17 protein-coding genes are annotated in these 17062 nt (G+C 57.1%); 12 read left to right on the top strand and 5 right to left on the bottom strand.

Annotation, left to right across the window (positions count from 1 at the left end; all coding sequences use genetic code 11):
* Positions 1–212 precede the first annotated feature (212 nt).
* The 5 genes from ppk1 (at position 213) to ACPOL_RS23155 (ending at position 5153) form a co-directional block, all read left to right on the top strand.
* Entirely contained in the window at positions 213–2453 is a 2241-nt protein-coding gene (gene ppk1, locus ACPOL_RS23175; RefSeq protein ID WP_114209155.1) for a polyphosphate kinase 1, read from the top strand.
* A 180-nt stretch (positions 2454–2633) separates the two neighbouring features.
* Complete coding sequence (locus tag ACPOL_RS23170; protein WP_150133110.1) at positions 2634–3551, top strand: hypothetical protein; 918 nt, start codon at positions 2634–2636, stop codon at positions 3549–3551.
* On the top strand, positions 3548–4249 hold the full coding sequence (locus ACPOL_RS23165) for a class I SAM-dependent methyltransferase (RefSeq protein ID WP_114209153.1): 702 nt from the start codon (positions 3548–3550) through the stop codon (positions 4247–4249). Before ACPOL_RS23170 ends, ACPOL_RS23165 begins: the two co-directional genes overlap by 4 nt.
* Before the next feature lie 9 nt (positions 4250–4258).
* Positions 4259–4441 carry a hypothetical protein gene (locus ACPOL_RS34270; RefSeq protein WP_201758941.1) on the top strand — a complete coding sequence of 61 codons (183 nt, stop codon included), beginning with the start codon at positions 4259–4261 and terminating at the stop codon, positions 4439–4441.
* A gap of 160 nt (positions 4442–4601) precedes the next feature.
* Positions 4602–5153 carry a SixA phosphatase family protein gene (locus ACPOL_RS23155; protein ID WP_114209152.1) on the top strand — a complete coding sequence of 184 codons (552 nt, stop codon included), beginning with the start codon at positions 4602–4604 and terminating at the stop codon, positions 5151–5153.
* Here the strand turns inward: ACPOL_RS23155 and ACPOL_RS23150 are convergent.
* Positions 5105–6661 (bottom strand): Ppx/GppA phosphatase family protein, encoded by a 1557-nt coding sequence (locus ACPOL_RS23150; protein WP_114209151.1) that lies wholly within the window; start codon positions 6659–6661, stop codon positions 5105–5107. The two genes, ACPOL_RS23155 and ACPOL_RS23150, sit on opposite strands and share 49 nt — an antisense overlap.
* 310 nt (positions 6662–6971) lie before the next feature.
* Between ACPOL_RS23150 and ACPOL_RS23145 the strand changes: the two genes are divergently transcribed.
* Entirely contained in the window at positions 6972–8816 is a 1845-nt protein-coding gene (locus tag ACPOL_RS23145; RefSeq protein WP_236656974.1) for a glycoside hydrolase family 13 protein, read from the top strand.
* 77 nt (positions 8817–8893) lie between these two features.
* On the opposite strand, the gene ACPOL_RS23140 is transcribed toward ACPOL_RS23145, so the two are convergent.
* Positions 8894–9517: a histidine phosphatase family protein gene (locus ACPOL_RS23140; RefSeq protein WP_114209150.1), complete on the bottom strand. Its 624-nt coding sequence runs from the start codon at positions 9515–9517 to the stop codon at positions 8894–8896.
* A 304-nt stretch (positions 9518–9821) separates the two neighbouring features.
* On the opposite strand from ACPOL_RS23140, the gene ACPOL_RS23135 reads away from it, so the two are divergent.
* Both ACPOL_RS23135 and ACPOL_RS23130 read left to right on the top strand, forming a co-directional pair.
* A complete protein-coding gene (locus ACPOL_RS23135; protein WP_114209149.1) occupies positions 9822–10040 on the top strand; it encodes a CbtB domain-containing protein in 219 nt (72 codons plus the stop codon).
* A 27-nt stretch (positions 10041–10067) separates the two neighbouring features.
* A complete protein-coding gene (locus ACPOL_RS23130) occupies positions 10068–10787 on the top strand; it encodes a CbtA family protein (RefSeq protein ID WP_114209148.1) in 720 nt (239 codons plus the stop codon).
* Between the two features lie 118 nt (positions 10788–10905).
* On the opposite strand, the gene ACPOL_RS23125 is transcribed toward ACPOL_RS23130, so the two are convergent.
* Positions 10906–12354 carry an NAD(P)/FAD-dependent oxidoreductase gene (locus ACPOL_RS23125; protein WP_114210998.1) on the bottom strand — a complete coding sequence of 483 codons (1449 nt, stop codon included), beginning with the start codon at positions 12352–12354 and terminating at the stop codon, positions 10906–10908.
* A 191-nt stretch (positions 12355–12545) separates the two neighbouring features.
* On the opposite strand from ACPOL_RS23125, the gene ACPOL_RS23120 reads away from it, so the two are divergent.
* Complete coding sequence (locus ACPOL_RS23120) at positions 12546–12989, top strand: hypothetical protein (protein ID WP_114209147.1); 444 nt, start codon at positions 12546–12548, stop codon at positions 12987–12989.
* A 58-nt stretch (positions 12990–13047) separates the two neighbouring features.
* On the opposite strand, the gene ACPOL_RS23115 is transcribed toward ACPOL_RS23120, so the two are convergent.
* Complete coding sequence (locus ACPOL_RS23115; RefSeq protein WP_114209146.1) at positions 13048–13332, bottom strand: hypothetical protein; 285 nt, start codon at positions 13330–13332, stop codon at positions 13048–13050.
* Between the two features lie 248 nt (positions 13333–13580).
* On the opposite strand from ACPOL_RS23115, the gene ACPOL_RS23110 reads away from it, so the two are divergent.
* The 3 genes from ACPOL_RS23110 (at position 13581) to ACPOL_RS23100 (ending at position 15781) form a co-directional block, all read left to right on the top strand.
* Positions 13581–14801, top strand: coding sequence for a multiheme c-type cytochrome (locus ACPOL_RS23110; RefSeq protein ID WP_161557531.1), 1221 nt, complete (start codon positions 13581–13583; stop codon positions 14799–14801).
* A 302-nt stretch (positions 14802–15103) separates the two neighbouring features.
* Entirely contained in the window at positions 15104–15355 is a 252-nt protein-coding gene (locus ACPOL_RS23105; RefSeq protein ID WP_114209144.1) for a hypothetical protein, read from the top strand.
* A 36-nt stretch (positions 15356–15391) separates the two neighbouring features.
* Positions 15392–15781, top strand: a complete 390-nt coding sequence (locus ACPOL_RS23100; protein WP_150133109.1) for a hypothetical protein — start codon at positions 15392–15394, stop codon at positions 15779–15781.
* A gap of 79 nt (positions 15782–15860) precedes the next feature.
* On the opposite strand, the gene ACPOL_RS23095 is transcribed toward ACPOL_RS23100, so the two are convergent.
* Positions 15861–17042, bottom strand: a complete 1182-nt coding sequence (locus tag ACPOL_RS23095) for a tetratricopeptide repeat protein (RefSeq protein ID WP_161557530.1) — start codon at positions 17040–17042, stop codon at positions 15861–15863.
* Positions 17043–17062: the final 20 nt, after the last annotated feature.

The raw sequence follows: 17062 nt of genomic DNA, 5'->3' as shown, positions 1-17062 counted from the left end.
TCAATAGCCCTTTCTCTACCTAGGAATTCGTCAGTGTCCTCGTTTGGATGCAACGAGGTAGCACCACGATCTCAAAAAGCGCAGACGCACCTGCTATGCACACATCCAGGAGCAAGCTTTAATGATCGAAGTGAATTCTTTTCGCGGAATTCATCTTCCTCGTGCTTAAGTTCATGTAAACATTTCTGAGGTAGTTCTCAGCATACATCTATATGCCCGAAATCAAGTCGCGCCCCGAAACCCTGGTCATCGGTCGAGACGAATCCTGGATGGCCTTCAACCTGCGAGTATTGGAGGAGGCGCAGGATGCCTCAAATCCTTTGCTCGAACGAGTCAAATTCCTCGCTATTACCGCGAGCAATCTTGACGAATTCGCGGAAATTCGGATCGCCGGCGTCCTCCAGCGAATTGAAGACGGTTACAAAGAACCAGGTCCGGACGGACTGACGCCGCAGCAGGCCCTCTCCGACTTGAGCGAGAACGTTCACAACTTCGTCCGCGAGCAATATCGCTGCTGGAACGATCAGCTGCTCCCGGAACTGCACTCAAATGGCGTCCGTGTGCTGAAATGGGACGAACTGGATGCGCCCGCTCAAGCGATCGCGAGCGACTTCTACCAAAAAGAAGTTGATCCTCTGCTCACGCCAATCACCCTTGACCCAGCCCATCCTTTCCCCAGGGTCATTAACAAGGCTCTTTGTCTGGCCCTGCTCCTAAGGCGGAAGAGACGCGGAGCCGGCGCGCAGAACTCTCTGCTCGGCGTCGTTACCGTACCCCGGGCGTTGCCGAGGCTGGTCAGTCTGCCATCCAGCATCGGAACCCACGACTTCATCTTCCTTCACGATCTGATCGAACATCATGCAGCTGGCATGTATCGCGGCTACGAAATCCTGTCGAAAGCTGCCTTTCGGGTGACGCGCAACAGCAATCTCTACTTCGAGGAAGAAGAGGCGAGGAATCTGCTCGAGACCGTGCGCACGGAACTCCATAACCGTCGCAAGGGGGACGCCGTCCGTTTGGAGATCGAAGAGTCCGCCGATCCCGAGATTATTGATCGCCTGCGCATCAATTTCGAGCTCGAGGACAGCCAGGTCTACCGCACCGACGGCCCGGTCAACCTGTCGCGGCTCATGAATCTCTATAGCGACACTCCACGTCCGGATCTGAAATTTCAGCCCTTCGTTCCCCGGGAACTGCGGCTCAGCCGCAACGCAACCGATTTGTTCGATGATCTCCGTCGCCGGGACATTTTACTGCACCATCCCTTTGATTCGTATGATGGCGTGGTCGGCTTTATTCAGTCAGCCGCCGCCGATCCACGGGTCCTCTCGATCAAACAGACGCTATACAGGACGAGTTCCGATTCTCCTATTTTCCAGGCGCTGGTCGACGCTGCACAGAACAAGGAAGTGACGGTGGTGGTCGAATTGATGGCGCGCTTCGACGAAGCCTCGAATATCCGCTGGGCGCGCAACCTCGAAGATGCGGGCGTTCAGGTCTTCCATGGCATTCTCGGCCTGAAGACCCACTGCAAGCTCGCCCTGCTGGTCCGCCATGACGAAGATGGGGTCACCCGCCGCTATGCTCACCTCGGCACCGGCAACTACAATCCCAGCACCGCCCGCTTCTACACCGATATCAGCCTGCTCACTTCCGACCCCGAGATTACGCTCGGCGCGCATAATGTCTTCCGCTATCTGACCGCACACTCCGAGTCCGACGACTATAAGCCGTTGCTCGTCTCCCCGCTCACGCTCGCAGAGACCTTCATTCGCCTGATCCACCGGGAGACCGAACATGCCGCCGCCGGTCACCCCGCACAAATCATCGCAAAGATGAACGCATTGCTCGAGCCCAGTGTCGTTGAGGCCCTCTATGCGGCTTCTCAAGCAGGGGTGCAGATCGACCTGATCGTGCGTGGCATGTCCGCTCTCCGCCCCGGCCTGAAAGGCATCAGCGAAAACATCCGCGTCCGCTCGATCGTGGGGCGCTTCCTGGAGCATAGCCGGATTTTTTATTTCGCAAACGGCGGCGACGAGGAAGTCTACTGCGGCAGCGCGGATTGGCTCACTCGCAACCTCTTTGAACGCTGTGAAGTAGTCTTCCCGATCAAGGATCCTCATCTCCGAGCCCGGCTGCGGGATGAAATTCTGGCCGCTTTTCTGGCGGACAACGTCAAAACACGCCTCGAAGCATCCGATGGCACTTACTACTACGCGAATACCGTTGAACCTTATAAATCCGCCCCTCGATTTGAGTCACAGACCTTCCTGATGCGTCTGGCCGAAGGTAAGGCAAGCGTGAGCGATATACCCAAATACCTCCCGGCATCTCCCGCGAAGCAGCACCGCGAGCACTCTAAGCCACATTCAGCGCCGGCAAAGAAGGCGCGAAACAAGAACCATGCCGGCGCTAGTGAGCATTTTGAGGCTATGGAAAACGCAAAGGTCTAGAGAGAACTCAGCGGGCCCAAACAACGGTGAACTAAAACGCTACAGTAAACCTTTAACTGTGATTCTTTCTCACTGCTAAAGCGCGGTTTCGTCTTGCAAGCTGAGGTATCTTACTGCGGGGCTAAATATCGGTGAGCGTCGGCAGACCAGGTACTCGGAATCGCCCAGTAAAATAGGTATGTGGCTACCGCCGTAGATTCTGTCTCCCTCAGAGAACAATCCCTACCCGTAAAGCCGGTCGCTCCCCATTCCTGGCTTCGCCGGAGTGGGGTGGTCATCATGGGAGGATGGCATCTTCTGAGTCTTGATGCGCCCACCGTAGCTGCTTGCTGGTCGATCCTCTTCGCCGTAGCCATGCACACCCATCTTCCCTGGCACGCGCCCCTCATTCTCTGCTTGGGAACATGGCTTATCTATATCGCCGACCGCATCCTGGACGGCTCTCATTCATCGACGTTGACACCATTGCGCGAGAGGCATTACTTCCACGCCCGCCATCGCACCGCGTTCCTGTCCGCGGCTGCCATCGTCGGATCTGTCCTGGTTTGGCTGATTCTCATGCGAATGATGCCGCAGGCCCGCTACGAAGACACCATTCTCTTCCTAGGAGCTCTCTGTTACCTTTTCCTCGTCCATAGCCCTGCCAGTAATCAAAACCCGTGGCTGCCGAAGGAACTCGCCGTGGGCATTGTCTTTGCCGGCGCAACCGCAATTCCGGCATGGTCACGGATTGATGGTCGCCGCATGACCCTGCTACCGGCGATCGCCATCTTTGCTGCGCTTTGCTGGTTGAATTGCGTCGCGATCGAACGCTGGGAAAATGACCTGCCCATAACGGCGTCTTCTCTGGCAGGATCGCACCCCAGCACTCGCTGGGCTTCGAACAACTTCCGTGTCGTTGCTTGGTCGCTTGCGGTCGCAGCTGCGTCTCTGGTTCTGTTGAAGCCGGGTAATCCCGTCTACCTTGCCGCGCTCATGGCGGCCGCTTGTCTCGCCACCGTCGATGGCTTTCGCGAGGAGCTTTCGCCGCTGGCGCTGCGCATTGCCGCCGATGCCAGTCTGCTTACCCCGCTCTTAGTTTTGCCGTTCGTGAGATGAGAGCGGAAGATTCCCCAAACTTCGACCCGGTCGCCCGCGCCTACCGTCCCCTGGAATTCCTCACCTTTGGCCCATACCTTGAACGCTGCCGTTTCCACTTCCTTTCCAAGTTAGGCCACTCACGGCGTGCGCTCATCCTCGGCGACGGCGATGGCCGCTTTACCGCCCGCCTCCTCGCTTCGAATGCCAAAGTCGAAGTGGACGCGATCGACTCCAGCAGCATCATGCTCGAACTCCTCGCTGCTCGAGCAGCTCGCCTCGGGCCCTCCGCCGAAGAACGCCTGCGGCCGCTGCAAGCCGACGCACGCAAATTGGATTTTGAAGGGACGGGGTATGACCTTGTGGTCGCGAATTTTTTTCTTGATTGTTTCAACGTAGACGAAATCGCTGGCCTGGTCGCCAAGATTGTTCCCCGCCTAGCTCCAGAGGCAATCTGGCTCGTCTCGGAGTTCGCGCTCCCCGCGGAGGGGCTGATGAAGTGGCCTTCGCGCCTGATTGTGGCAAGCCTTTACCGGGCCTTCGGGCTACTGACAGGACTCAAGGTACGTACGCTTCCAAATTATGCGGCTCTGCTCGATCAAGCGGGGCTCTCACGGATCGCCGGGAAAAGATACTTGAAGGGTCTCTTGGTTAGTGAACTGTGGAAGCTCGATGCCCAAAAAGCAACCACCTCATCTCCCGACTACTCCCACCAGTAGAGGTGTCCTATGAACGTTGAAGACCGCCTGACGGCCCTTTATTCCATGTCATCATTTCCGGGACCTTTTCCCGAACCGGATCCCGATCCGGCGCCCGATCCGGAACCGGTCCCCATCCCTGGGCCGGAAACACCCGGAATCGATCCCGGTTTTCCTATCGAGCCAATCCCCGCCCCGGCTCCACTGACCTGATCCAATTGAGGTATGGCGGAAACCCGCGGGCGGCCGGCCTTTTAACATTCGGGGTGGTTCTCAATTGTTACAATTAGGTGAATAACGCCGCTGGTGGCCAACCGAGGACGTTTCTTCTTCTCGGTTGGCAGTCGCCGCCAAGAGAGAAGCTCCCCTAACGATGAATTTGTATGTACTTCGCCATGCCAGTGCTGGAACCCGCCGCGCCAATCCCGTCATCGATGTCAAGCGCCCGCTCGACAAGGAAGGCAAACAACAGTGCATGTTGATCGCCACGTGTCTGAATGCGCTCAATGTACATTTTGACTGCATAGCCTCAAGCCCGCTCAAGCGTGCTCTTCAGACCGCATCTCTTGTGGGCATGGAGATCGGATATGAGACCAAAATAACGCTTGCGGATGCACTCGCTCCATCCGGCAGCGTCGCCGATTTTCATTCCCTGGTCTCCGATCTTTCTGTTCATGAAAACGTGTTGATCGTCGGCCACAACCCCAACTTGCAGCAGTTCCTCAGCTCGCTCATCTCTTGTGCGAGCGCGAATGGCCACGGCGCCCCGGAACGCGCCAGCATCCGTCTGCGCAAGGGAGCACTTGCCAGAGTCGATTGCACGCGACGGCCCTCTACGCTCAATTGGCTGCTCGATGCGAGAATGCTGCGCACTCTCTATTCGAGTGTTACCAAGAGCTCGCGTTTGAAAACTTCGAAGAAGTAGCCCGATTCTTTGCGCAGCGACCATAGCTCGAGCTCAGCGCCGGTTCGTCCCGGCGTCAGTTCCAGAATCACCCGCTTTGGATACACCCTCGCTGTCACTCTAAGAACATCACTGGCGCGATCCTGGTTCAAAGCGACTGCCAATCGAAGCAGGACGACTGCGCGTTTTACCGGCTCATGATCGGCGGGGAGCACCTGCCGCATGGTTCGGCCTTCCGCTACCGGGCGGCTCTTGCCGAGATAGCGGGCGATGGCTGAGGTCACCGCCCGCTGGTGCGGCGTGAACCCGTAGAGCTCGGAATTGGCAATGATGTACTGCGCATGCCGGTGATGACCCTGGTAGTTCATGAACTTGCCGATGTCCTTCAGCATTGCAGCGGCCTGCAACCAATCCAAATACTCCGCCGGCAACTCATGCACTTTCTGCAGGTCCTTGAAGAGTTGAGTAGCGTGGTCGCAGATGGGCTCCGCAGATCTGGGATCGACACCATACCGCCGGCAGGTTTCGAGCACGCCCTCCCAGCGCTCACGCTCGAACACCTCGTGCAACGGCGCTCGTTCATCCCGCTCTGCCAGCATTTGCGCAAGGATGCCATCTCTCAACCCCAGTGCCGAATACTGAAATCCGGGCAGAGCAAAACGTTCCAGGATCTCTGCATACACATGCGCACCGGCGACAATGATCTCGGAGCGCCGAGGACCAATGCCGGGCACTGCCGCCCGCGCGGGATTCTCGAGCTTGGTCAGCTTTTCGGCTAAACGGCGTATGGCGCGCGTGGCGATTAGATGGGGGTCGGACTTGATGGCGGTTTTTACAGATGCCTTCGCGGCTCGAGTCTTGACCAGAAACCGGCTGGATTCGGCCAGCGCCGCGGCGGTGCCCGAGGTAGCGATGACGTTCTTCACCAGGGAAGCGATATTCCTTCGTTCCGCGCGACGCAATTCCCGAGCGATGAACTGCTTCATCCGCGCAATGTCCTGGGGGGCTGGCGGGTCGTTAACCAGGAACTCCTGGGTCAGGCGCACCGCTCCCAGGGGTAAACTCAACGTATCCTTGATGCGCTTGTGTTCGGAGAGCGAGATCTCGCAGCTGCCCCCGCCGACATCGATGAGCAGGCAGTTTCCGGCTAGGCCCTCCTCGTTGCTCATGACCCCGCGATGGATCAGCCGGCCCTCCTCCAGCCCGGAGATGATCTCCACCTCCCAACCGGTCTCATCGCGGACCCACGCGAGAAAAGCCCGGGCGTTGCGCGCATCCCGCATCGCCGAAGTGGCGACCGCCCGCACCTGATCGGCGCCGAACTCCTGCACCGCTCGATAGAAACGTTTCAGTGCGGCGAGGGTGTCCGCCATTGCCTGTGGAGAGATGAGCCCGGTATCAAAGACGCTCGTACCCAGCCGAGTCACTTCCCGGTCTTCGTGGACAACCTTCAGGCGGTGTTGCACCACTCGTGCGATCTTCAGACGGCAGGAGTTCGAACCTATGTCGATCGCCGCAAACGTATGCATTCTTTCCGGACTGCCTTTTCATTCACCGAAGATACGGGGTCTGTTATCGTCACGATACACGACTCACTTGTGAGAAAATGGCCCACAATTATTCTTCGTCGCAATCCCAGCTGGATACGTACCGCCGCCAGTGATCGAGAAGCCTGGCACCAGGTCGAGACTGCGTCCACGCATCATCACCTCGACGCAGGTCCATTTCAACGCGAGTTGCACGACCGGAAGTGTACGTAGACGCATTCGACGGTTATATATAGAAGCTCGGGCGAAACGATCGTTCCCCGCGCCACACTAACCGGAGCCGTGTACACCTATGTGGATTGAGAAACTTTGCTGGTCGCTCGTGAGCATGTTCGCATTGGCCGCTGTCTTGCTGCCCTCCGAGTCTCCGGCAGCAGGCATCCCAGAACAGACAGAAACTCCGCAGGTGCAAAGCTCTACGATGAGTGCAGATCCCAATCTTTTAAGCACGACTTCCAATGGTTATATCCGCAAATGGTGGAAGGAAGCAGTCGTCTACCAGATCTATCCACGTTCCTTTAAGGACTCGAACGGCGACGGCATCGGGGACCTGCCCGGGATCACTTCGAAGCTCGATTATCTGCAGGCCCTGGGTGTCAATGTCATCTGGCTCAGTCCGCATTTCGACTCACCCAATGCGGACAACGGCTACGATATCCGCGATTACCGCAAGGTGATGAGAGAATTCGGCACCATGGATGATTTCGACGCCATGCTCAAAGGCATCAAGCAGCGTCATATGAAACTCATCATCGATCTCGTCGTGAATCATACGAGCGACGAACACCGCTGGTTTGTCGAGAGCCGTAAATCGAAGGACAACCCTTACCGGGATTACTACCTCTGGCGTCCCGGCAAGACAGGGCCGAATGGAGCCGAACTCCCTCCGAACAACGATCCCTCTTTCTTCTCGGGCTCCACGTGGAAGAAAGATGCCGGAACCAACGAATACTATCTTCACTATTTTGCTGAGAAGCAGCCCGATCTTAACTGGGACAACCCCAAAGTCCGCGCCGAGGTCCATGATTTGATGAAGTTCTGGCTCGACAAGGGCGTTGACGGCTTCCGCATGGACGTGATCCCGTTCATCTCCAAGAACCAGGCCTTTCCCGACCTTACGCCGGACGAGCTCAAAGCGCCGCAATTCGTCTATGCCGCGGGCCCGCATCTCCATGATTACCTCCAGGAGATGAACCGCGAGGTGCTATCGAAGTACGACGTCATGACCGTCGGCGAGGCGCTCGGCATCACCCTCGACCAAACGCACTTACTGGTCGACGAACGCCGCCGCGAACTCAACATGATCTTCAATTTCGATACCGTACGCATTAATCGCAATGGAAGGTTATGGAAGCCCTTTACGCTGCCAGAACTCAAGGCCGTTTACGACCGTCAGGACGCGGTCCTCGACTTACACAGCTGGAACACGATTTTCCTTTCTAACCATGACAATCCGCGCATTGTTTCGAACTTTGGCGACGACTCCGCCGCCAACCGGGCGCCTTCCGCAAAGCTGCTTGCGACCCTTCTGCTTACGATGAAAGGAACGCCCTTTGTCTATCAGGGAGACGAGCTCGGGATGACGAACTATCCTTTCGAACGCATCGAAGACTTCGACGACATCGAGGTCAAGAACGGCTATAAGGCCGACGTCCTCACAGGCAAGATAAGCGCCGGGGACTACATCGCCAACCTGAAAAAGACCAGCCGCGACAACTCGCGCACGCCGATGCAGTGGGACACAACCGCCAACGGCGGCTTTACCACGGGGTCGAAGCCATGGCTCGCCGTCAACCCGAACTATTCCCAGATCAACGCCAAAGAAGAGCTGGCGAATCCCGACTCGATCTATCACTATTATCAGCAGATGATCGCGCTTCGCAGCAAGACTCCCGCGCTGATCTACGGCGACTACAAGGACATCGACCCAGAGAACTCCTCCATCTTTGCCTACACCAGGATGCTTGGCGACCAGAGATACCTCATCGTGTTGAACTTTTCTCCATCGACAGTCCAATACAAACTGCCAGATGGTCTGCAGGCAGGGAGACTCGCACTTTCCAACTTGAAATCCAAAGAGGAAAACAGCACAGTTCTCAACCTGAGCCCCTGGGAGGCCCGCATCTACCGGCAATGAGCTGCGAGGCACGGAGCGAAGGTCTTTCATCACTGCAATGAACCCGACGAAACTAGAGCAGGCTGCTTGGCGGGAATCTAGTCACATTGCGGTTCTTCATGCTCCGCGGACCCCTCGGCGTTCGTCAGCCGAACTCCCATCGACCGAACGTGCCACTGGGCGCCGTTCTGGCGAATGTCCGTTAGCGTGAGCGGGCCTAATTCTATTCGGCGAAAGCTCTCCTGCGGCGCGGATAGAGCATGCACGATGGCCGCGCGAATGACCGATGCATGGGTAATGACCACGCAAGAGCCAGCTTCTCGCCGGAGGTCGAGCCATTCCCCCACGCGTTCCATTAATTGCAGGAACGACTCGCCTCGGTGAGGACATGACCCTAGATCCTGGATCCAGAGTCGAAGGCCGACTGGATCTTCGTGGTGAATCTCCTGCAAGGAACGACCACGCCATAAACCGAAATCACATTCCCGTAGTTCCGGCGCCTCTTCCGCGTTCACCCCGAGCGCCTTGGCTGTCTCTCTTGTTCGAGCTTCCGGAGACACCCAAATCTTCTGGCCTGGATCTGCTGTCCAACGGACCCGCTCGAGCTGCGCGCGGGCCGACGCATCCAGGCCTTCATCCCCGAGGAAAATACCTTCCTGCAACTGGCGCGTAGCTGGAGCGCTGATGAGAGTGAGACGGATTGGAGAAACAGATGCGGGCATCGAGCGCAGGTCAGATCGTGACTATCCAATGCAGATTCTATCTATCGCAGATTTTATCCAGTCCAGATTTTATCTAGTCCAGATTTTCATCCAGCGAGGTTTTATGTAGCGAGGTTTTATCTAGCGAGGTTTCGTACAGGAGTTCATCCTATGAGAACGTGTGCACGGGACCAAGGAACAGCAGGTGGGGCGTGGCATCCGTTTGAGTTTTCCGTCAGAGCATGCCTGCGTAATGACTTTCCACCACCTGACAGCAACTTTGCTTTGCTTTAAACTGAAGAAGTTCCAGCTCAGGAGATTGATCATGGCATCCGCGAACACCAGCTCCGCCCCACAACCCGTCTTGGTTCCGGCGATTCCCTTGTCGGAGATTTTTCCTTGGGCAGTCTTTGCGGGGCTTCTCCTCCTTCTTGTGATCTATTTTGTCGGCGCGGAGCAAGGCGCCACCAGCATGATGCATGGTCGAACCATTCACGAGTTCGTCCACGACGGTCGCCACCTCCTCGGCTTTCCTTGTCACTAAGAACCCAAATCCCTCAACGGATGAGAGATGACAAGTAGTCTGCTGTTGCGCGGGATGATCGTTGGCGTCATCGCTGGCATCCTGGTCTTTCTTTCAGCGCATTGGCTAGGCGAACCCCAGGTAGATCGCTCGATCGCGTTTGAGAACGCTGCAGCTCAGGCCAGAGGCGAAGCACCGGAGGCGGAGGTGTTCAGCCGCCGGGTGCAAAAGACTGCTGGACTCCTTACAGCCACGGTCGGATTCGGCGCTGCTCTAGGCGGTATCTTCGGGCTGGTTTTTGCCTTCACCTACGGACGTTTTGGTCCGAGCAATCCGCGTGCGCTCGCCGCGCTCCTTGGCTTCCTGGGATTTGTCGCAATCGCCTTCGTCCCCACAGTGAAGTATCCGGCAAGCCCTCCGGCGGTCGGGCTTTCCGACACCATCGGTATGCGGACGGCAGCATTTTTCCTTATGGTTCTCGCTTCGATCGCGGCAATTGTCTTCTCCTCAGAGGTCGCTTCTCGCCTGAGTTGCAAATTCGGAATATGGAGCGGAACACTCTTAGGCGCTGCGGCTTTCATCGCCCTCACCGCTCTGGCGGCCCACTTCCTTCCGTCCATCGATGAGGTTCCGGCCGCGTTTCCTGCGGATGTTCTGTGGCGCTTCCGTCTTTCCTCCTGGGCGCTTCAACTCATCCTCTGGGCCACCATCGGTCTGCTTTTTGGTTGGCTCACCGAGCGCGATCCACGATGGTCGCGCTTCGACTGAGGCATTTCTCTTTGACCTTTATGGAAGCTTCGACTTCAATAGCAGGTTCATCAGCACACCCGTATCAGATCAAGCACCAGAAGAGTAGTAAGTACTGCCACTTCGGCGAAGAAGAACCTCAAGCGGGCTGCTTGGCCGGCTCTTCAGTCCGGGCGGCGACATTCGACGCCTCGGAAGCATGTCCCTTGAGGCCATCTCTTACTCCTGGTGAAGTAGTATCAAGCGCTGTGAGCGTGGGGTCTGAGCTTACTCCCTCCTGCTCGTTCCAGCCGGGCAGCGTCTGATCTCCGGTGATTAAGCGCGCCCCACGCGAGAAGGTGAAATAGGTGTAGGTCCACTCAAAGAGCACGGCCAGCCGATTGCGGAAGCCAATCAGGAAAAAGATATGCACGACCAGCCAGGTAGCCCAGGCAAGAAAACCGCCCCAGTGGGCTTTGAACGGCCACTCGACCTTCGCGACTGCGGCCATTCGTCCAATCGTGGACATGTCGCCCTTGTCGAAGTAATGGAAGTTCGTGCGAGGTTTACCATCGATATCTTGTGCAATCATTTGGGCTACGTGGTCACCCATCTGCATTGCCGGCTGGGCGACGCCGGGAATCTGGCGTCCGTTTTCAACAACATGAGCCAGATCGCCGCAAACAAAGACGTCTGGATGTCCCGCTGGGTTCAGATGCAGATCAACCAGCACACATCCGCGCTTGTCCGTCTCGACGCCCAAAAGCTTCCCTAAGGGAGAAGCCTGGACTCCGGCTGCCCAAAGCGTCACCACCGCATCAATGCGCTTGTTGTCCATCACTACATAGCCTGGCTGAATGTCCGTCACTCTGGCATTCACCTGGACTTCGACGCCCAGAGTTGCGAGTTGTTCGACTGCCTTTGCCGAAAGATCTTCAGGATAGCTGGGCAGGATCCTTGGGCCGCCCTCCAGAATCAATACCCGCGCCATCGCCGGGTTGATGTGCCTGAAGTCTCGCCTCATGTAAAGCTTGGCAATGTCAGAAATCGCACCTGCCAGTTCCACGCCGGTCGGTCCGCCGCCAACGATGACAAAGTTGAGCGGGGGATGAGAGCCCGTCTCGAGCATCTGCCGCTCTGCCAATTCGAATGCCAGCAACACCCTGCGGCGAATCTCGGTTGCATCTTCCACCGTTTTCAAACCCGGCGCGAGCTTGGCCCACTCATCCTTGCCGAAGTACGAATGGGTCGATCCAGTAGCGACCATGAGGTAGTCGTATTCCATCGTTGCGCCGCTCTTCATCGCCACGCGCCGTGCATCGAGATCGAAATGGATCGCCTCATCCATCAGCACTTCAATATTTTGCTGGTCGCGAAACATCGAGCGAATCGGCTGGGCAATATTGGCGGGGGACAACACCGCAAGCGCAACCTGATAGAGCAGCGGCTGGAAGGTGTGATGGTTGCGGCGATCGATGAGAGTGATATCCACGGGCACCTTTGCCAATCCCATCGCCGCGTGAAGTCCGGCAAAGCCGCTACCAATGATCAGCACCCGCGGCCGGGTCCCTCTCTTGACCGCCGGATTCTCTGTGACACGCGCCGCCATAGTTGCCTGTTTCGCCGTTCTATCCGTGGATGGAAGCGCCATGGTTGATCCTCCAATTGCGGGTGTTACTTAGAAAGATGCATTTGGCGCTAAGGACGACGCATCTTGAAAGTGTCCCCTGTCGTATATTGAAGCTGAACACTGCACAATCAACTTGCCGAAACGAAGAGGCTGGCTTCCAAGGAGGACGAGTGAAACTTGTGAATTGGAGCCGCTTAGGCCTCCTTCTGCTCACTGGAACGGTAATCCAGGCGATTGGTCAAACTGCCGCGTCTACCGAGCCGGAGCTGTCGTCCGCCGAGACCGCGATCATCGAAAGACAGATCAGGACGCTTCGCTCTGTTCAGGAGCGAAAGCTGGCGGAAGAGTGGAGCAACGCTAAGAAGGTAGGAGAGACGATCTGCCGTCCGGCTGCAGTGGCCGCCTTGAAGAAACAACTCCCCGGCGTTGACCGGGTCTTTCTGGGGACCGACGATCCAAAAACACTCACACTTGAAAGCATGGCCAAGCTGATTGGTAGCGGCTCGGCCCGTATCCCCAAGGGATGGCAGGATTTCACATTCGTTTGCGACATTGATCCGCAGTCCGGAAAAGTAACTGGTTTCCAGGTAAACCTCGCGCCGGCTGCTAAGTAGTCGCATCCTTTTGCACGGCGTTCACTAGAAGATGGCCACTATGTCAAGACGCCATTTACTACTTTTTCGAAGTGCTCGAGAGCACCGCGCGAAGCGCTTCGTCGAGCAGCCGCATCTGGCCGGCATCAGCTTCCACGAGACCTCGGCGCACGGCTTCGACGGTCTCGCTGTGTTCAAGAGCCTGCAGCGCATCTACATGGGAACCGGGGCCTTGAAGTACGCTCTCAATCTTCCCTTCATCAGCGATGATGATAGGAATGTTGTCCTTGTTGAGGAGCTCCAACACTTCAGTGATCTTCTCTTTGAATTCGTCGAGCGGCCCTTCTCCAGTTTGGTCGATCATGGCTTCATTCCTAACTGAACAACATCATAAACCTGCGTCGGATGGAACTCCAGGTGCCCCTGCATGGCAGGTGGTACAGGCCGGGCGAGTGTCTCCCGGCATTCGAAGCTGTTTCCGTCTGTATCGAAGCTCGCTCGTTTGCTACCATCACGATGCGGAATTCGCTCTCATGATCTAACCAGGCCGACCCGTCTTAACAATCACGGTAAGACTGGGTAATGTTGTTGCACGGAAAGGAATATAGCCGAATGAGATGGCGATGCGACCCCAGGCAATTCGCTCTCATTCTGTTCTGCCTGGCCACCTTCCTCCCGGTTTCTTCTGAAACCGCCGAGAACCCTGCCTCCTTGAAGCTGGCAGCGCAGCGTCCCGGGTGGGCAGGAGACGCCGCCTGCGCTGCCTGCCATCGCGAGGTGAGCGAGTCCTACTCTCACACCGCTCACCACCTGACTTCGCAGATCGCTGGCCCGCGCAGCATATTGGGTTCTTTTCGTCCTGGAGGAAACATTCTCACCATCTCCGACCCTTCAGTCCGGCCCTCGCAACCTGCCTTCTACTTCGATATGGAAGAGCGAGCCGGCAAATTTACCGAGACCGCTGTCACTGGATGGGGTAAAGACCTGCTGAAAAAAACCGAGTCGATTGATCTCGTTACCGGCTCAGGCGCGCGGGGTCAGACGTATCTCTACTGGCAGGGAGATCAACTTTTTGAGCTGCCAGTCAGCTATTGGCGGGATGGCAATCGTTGGGTGAACAGTCCCGGGTTTGTCGACGGAACGGCCAACTTCTCGCGCCCAGTCAATCCAGGGTGTCTGGAATGTCATGCCACTTATATTCGGCCGCTATCTTCAGAGGTGACCACCAACAGCTATGAGAAGGATTCCTTAGTCACAGGCATTGCTTGTGAGACCTGTCACGGCCCCGGCGCTGGACATGTGGCCCGCTATGCGGCATCGGCGGCGCGTCGGGCTGAGTTGCCACAAGACACAATCCTGAATCCCGCCAAGTTCTCGCGGGATCGTCAGGTCGATGCCTGCGCCTATTGCCACAGCGGCCTGCAACGGGAGGCAGTCGCGCCTGCGTTCTCCTTCGTTCCCGGCAAGCCACTGACCGACTTCTTTAAGCCGCTCCCGGTCGCGGCCTCTGAGCATCCCGATGTTCACGGGAATCAGGTGGGTTTGCTCGAGCGAAGCCGTTGCTACCAGTCTTCCCCTTCCATGTCCTGCGCCACCTGTCACGATACTCATACCGGGGAAAAAGCCGCGGCTTCCTATTCCTCCAAATGTCTGAGCTGTCATCTATGGACGGCTTGCGGGGTATCGAAGAAAATAGGTCATTCGATCGTAAGCAATTGCATCGACTGCCACATGCCGGCCGAAACCACCAACGTCATCGTCTCCGAAACTTCCGGGCAGGTCGTGCGGGCGAAAATGCGGAATCATTGGATCAAGGTTTATCCCGGCGGCTAAACGCTTCCAGCGAAAGTAGCCGAATCAAAAGCATGTTGAGGCGTATAGTTTAGGAATACATCGAGGTTTTCCGCTGCCGCATCCTCTCATTATCTGGACGGTAAGGCTCAAATGAATTGACTGCATTGCCGAGGTGCCCTATGCGGACTCAAGCTAGCGGATTCCTTAGATCTCACGATGTCGTGAGGTGTTATCCATGCCTACTGCTTGTCGCGCTGCTGTTCGCTGGCTCTTTACCTCTGTCCGCGCAAAACGGCGGAAAGTCGCAGTCAGTTTACCTGCCCGATCCGACCCCCAGAGACATGGATCCACATATTTTGCTCGGTGACAACCCGGCGAACGACGCCCATTCCGCCGAAGCGATTGAGCTCCAGAACAAGAGGAGACGCGAATTGATCGAGTGGGCTGCCGACGAGATGGTGGTTCTCTCCGCGCGAGTGGAACTGGACCTCACGAAGCCGAAGACGACTGTGTCGACCGCCGCTGCCGCCTCCAATGTCGCAATGATCGAACAACTCGCCAAGAACCTGACCGCCGCGCTGAAGGCGAAATAAGCAACAGCATACGAGTTAACCCGAATGAGCAGATCCATGAATCATTCCCGCCCATCCCCAAGGCAGAGAGTGGGACGGTCTCTGCCTTGGGGTACCGCAAGTATCTTGCTTGTCTCCTGCCTGCTGGCTCAAGCGCAAGATACTCATGACCGAGTTGGCGAAGCACCGGCACCGTCTGTCTCCTCTGCGCAGCCTACGGCAGTCAAGTCTCCGGATGCTACGACGCCGGCTCCCGCGCCCGCGCCCGATCCCCGCCAGGCGCAGCTGATCGCCGACTCGCAGAAACTCCTCAAGCTAAGTCAGGAACTCAAACTTGAAGTAGACAAGAGCAACAAAGATACACTCTCGCTTGCAGTCATCAAGAAGGCTGAGGAAGTTGAAAAGCTTGCCAAGACCCTCAAGGCAGAGATGAATAAGGCCCACTAACACGAAGCGGCCAACGCAGGCTCAAAGGTCTAGTTGCAAAAGCGCCCGGCCATGAATTTGCCGCTGCCGACTATTTCTTTCACGGCTGAGACTTCGAACGAGGCTCACCAATCTCCTGAGTAAGTGGACGACTGGTCTCGTGAATCATTGCACTCGCAGTCTCGAACTGCGCTTTCGCTTCGTCCTTCTTTCCCATCGCCTGGAAGAGCTTTCCGAGCCGCCAATGTGGCGACACATCCTTCGGGTCGAGCGCGATCGCCTTAACCAGCTCATTCGCGGCATCTTCCTTACGCCCCATTTCGGCATAAACAATACCCAGGTCGCGATGGACCATCGCAGAGTCGGAAGATTCTGCCTCACCTCTTTCGAGGACCGGCAGGGCCTCTTGGTACTGATTCAACTCGACCAGCGCGTCTCCGAGGTAGGCGCGGGCCTGACGCTGTGAGGGATCGTTCTCGAGCTCCGCCTGAAACTCCGGCGCCGCCTCGTCGAAGTGATGCTGCTTCCAGAGCAGATAGCCGAGGCCGAAATGAGCATTCGGCTCCTTGGGATTCGCTTTCGTAGCTGCGCGAAATTGCTCCATGGCGCCCGCGTCGTCTCCCTTTTCGTCGAGCGCTTCTCCCACCAGCATGTCGGCTTCGGCGGAGTCGGCATTCAGCGCCAGTATCTCCTTGTCGACTTTCATCACGCAGTCATATTGCTTGCTCCAAAGGCAGCTGTGCGCCAGGGTGAGGCGTAACGGCAGGTTTTGCGGATCCTCGTCCGCTGCTTTGCGTAGATAGGGAATAGCAACGAAATAGTCGCCCATGCCGTAATGGGCCATGCCCAAGAGAGTGATGAGCCGCCCCGCAACGGGACTATCTGGCGGCTGTCCCTGCAACTCTGCGGAAAATGCCTTGATCGCTTCGGCGAACTGGCTGGCCTTGAAACAGGCGAGGCCCAGGTTCATCTCGATACCGGGCACGGCTGGCCCGAGGGCGAGGGCTTTACGGTAATTCTCGATCGCCGCGGCAAAATTCTCCTGCCGTGACTCCAGCAATCCGAGATGGGCGAAGGCTTCAGGGTCTTTGGGGTGTTCCTCGGCGATGCGCTGCCATATCCGCTCCGCATCGGCATTGCTTCCCTGCTGCTCCAGCGCGAGCGCGTCCGATTTGCTCGTAGCCACGGGGCTGACATCGGATTGACCGAAGATCGCGGGAACTGCGGCCGCCGCCGCGACCAGCAGCAAGATCCGTACTAGGGTGCGATGAACGGAGATCAATGCTTCCTCTACTAAGACAG

The organism is Acidisarcina polymorpha (genome assembly GCF_003330725.1).
GTDB classification, from domain to species: Bacteria; Acidobacteriota; Terriglobia; order Terriglobales; family Acidobacteriaceae; genus Acidisarcina; species Acidisarcina polymorpha.
This window is presented reverse-complemented; position numbering and strand designations above follow the sequence as displayed.

What these genes read in the sequence shown, in the direction of transcription:
- ppk1 (WP_114209155.1), top strand. Translation starts at nt 213, where the DNA reads ATGCCCGAAATCAAGTCGCGCCCCGAAACCCTGGTCATCGGTCGAGAC.
- ACPOL_RS23165 (WP_114209153.1), top strand. Translation starts at nt 3,548, where the DNA reads ATGAGAGCGGAAGATTCCCCAAACTTCGACCCGGTCGCCCGCGCCTAC.
- ACPOL_RS34270 (WP_201758941.1), top strand. Translation starts at nt 4,259, where the DNA reads ATGAACGTTGAAGACCGCCTGACGGCCCTTTATTCCATGTCATCATTT.
- ACPOL_RS23155 (WP_114209152.1), top strand. Translation starts at nt 4,602, where the DNA reads ATGAATTTGTATGTACTTCGCCATGCCAGTGCTGGAACCCGCCGCGCC.
- ACPOL_RS23150 (WP_114209151.1), bottom strand. Translation starts at nt 6,661, where the DNA reads ATGCATACGTTTGCGGCGATCGACATAGGTTCGAACTCCTGCCGTCTG.
- ACPOL_RS23145 (WP_236656974.1), top strand. Translation starts at nt 6,972, where the DNA reads ATGTGGATTGAGAAACTTTGCTGGTCGCTCGTGAGCATGTTCGCATTG.
- ACPOL_RS23140 (WP_114209150.1), bottom strand. Translation starts at nt 9,517, where the DNA reads ATGCCCGCATCTGTTTCTCCAATCCGTCTCACTCTCATCAGCGCTCCA.
- ACPOL_RS23135 (WP_114209149.1), top strand. Translation starts at nt 9,822, where the DNA reads ATGGCATCCGCGAACACCAGCTCCGCCCCACAACCCGTCTTGGTTCCG.
- ACPOL_RS23130 (WP_114209148.1), top strand. Translation starts at nt 10,068, where the DNA reads ATGACAAGTAGTCTGCTGTTGCGCGGGATGATCGTTGGCGTCATCGCT.
- ACPOL_RS23125 (WP_114210998.1), bottom strand. Translation starts at nt 12,354, where the DNA reads ATGGCGGCGCGTGTCACAGAGAATCCGGCGGTCAAGAGAGGGACCCGG.
- ACPOL_RS23115 (WP_114209146.1), bottom strand. Translation starts at nt 13,332, where the DNA reads ATGATCGACCAAACTGGAGAAGGGCCGCTCGACGAATTCAAAGAGAAG.
- ACPOL_RS23110 (WP_161557531.1), top strand. Translation starts at nt 13,581, where the DNA reads ATGAGATGGCGATGCGACCCCAGGCAATTCGCTCTCATTCTGTTCTGC.
- ACPOL_RS23105 (WP_114209144.1), top strand. Translation starts at nt 15,104, where the DNA reads ATGGATCCACATATTTTGCTCGGTGACAACCCGGCGAACGACGCCCAT.
- ACPOL_RS23100 (WP_150133109.1), top strand. Translation starts at nt 15,392, where the DNA reads ATGAATCATTCCCGCCCATCCCCAAGGCAGAGAGTGGGACGGTCTCTG.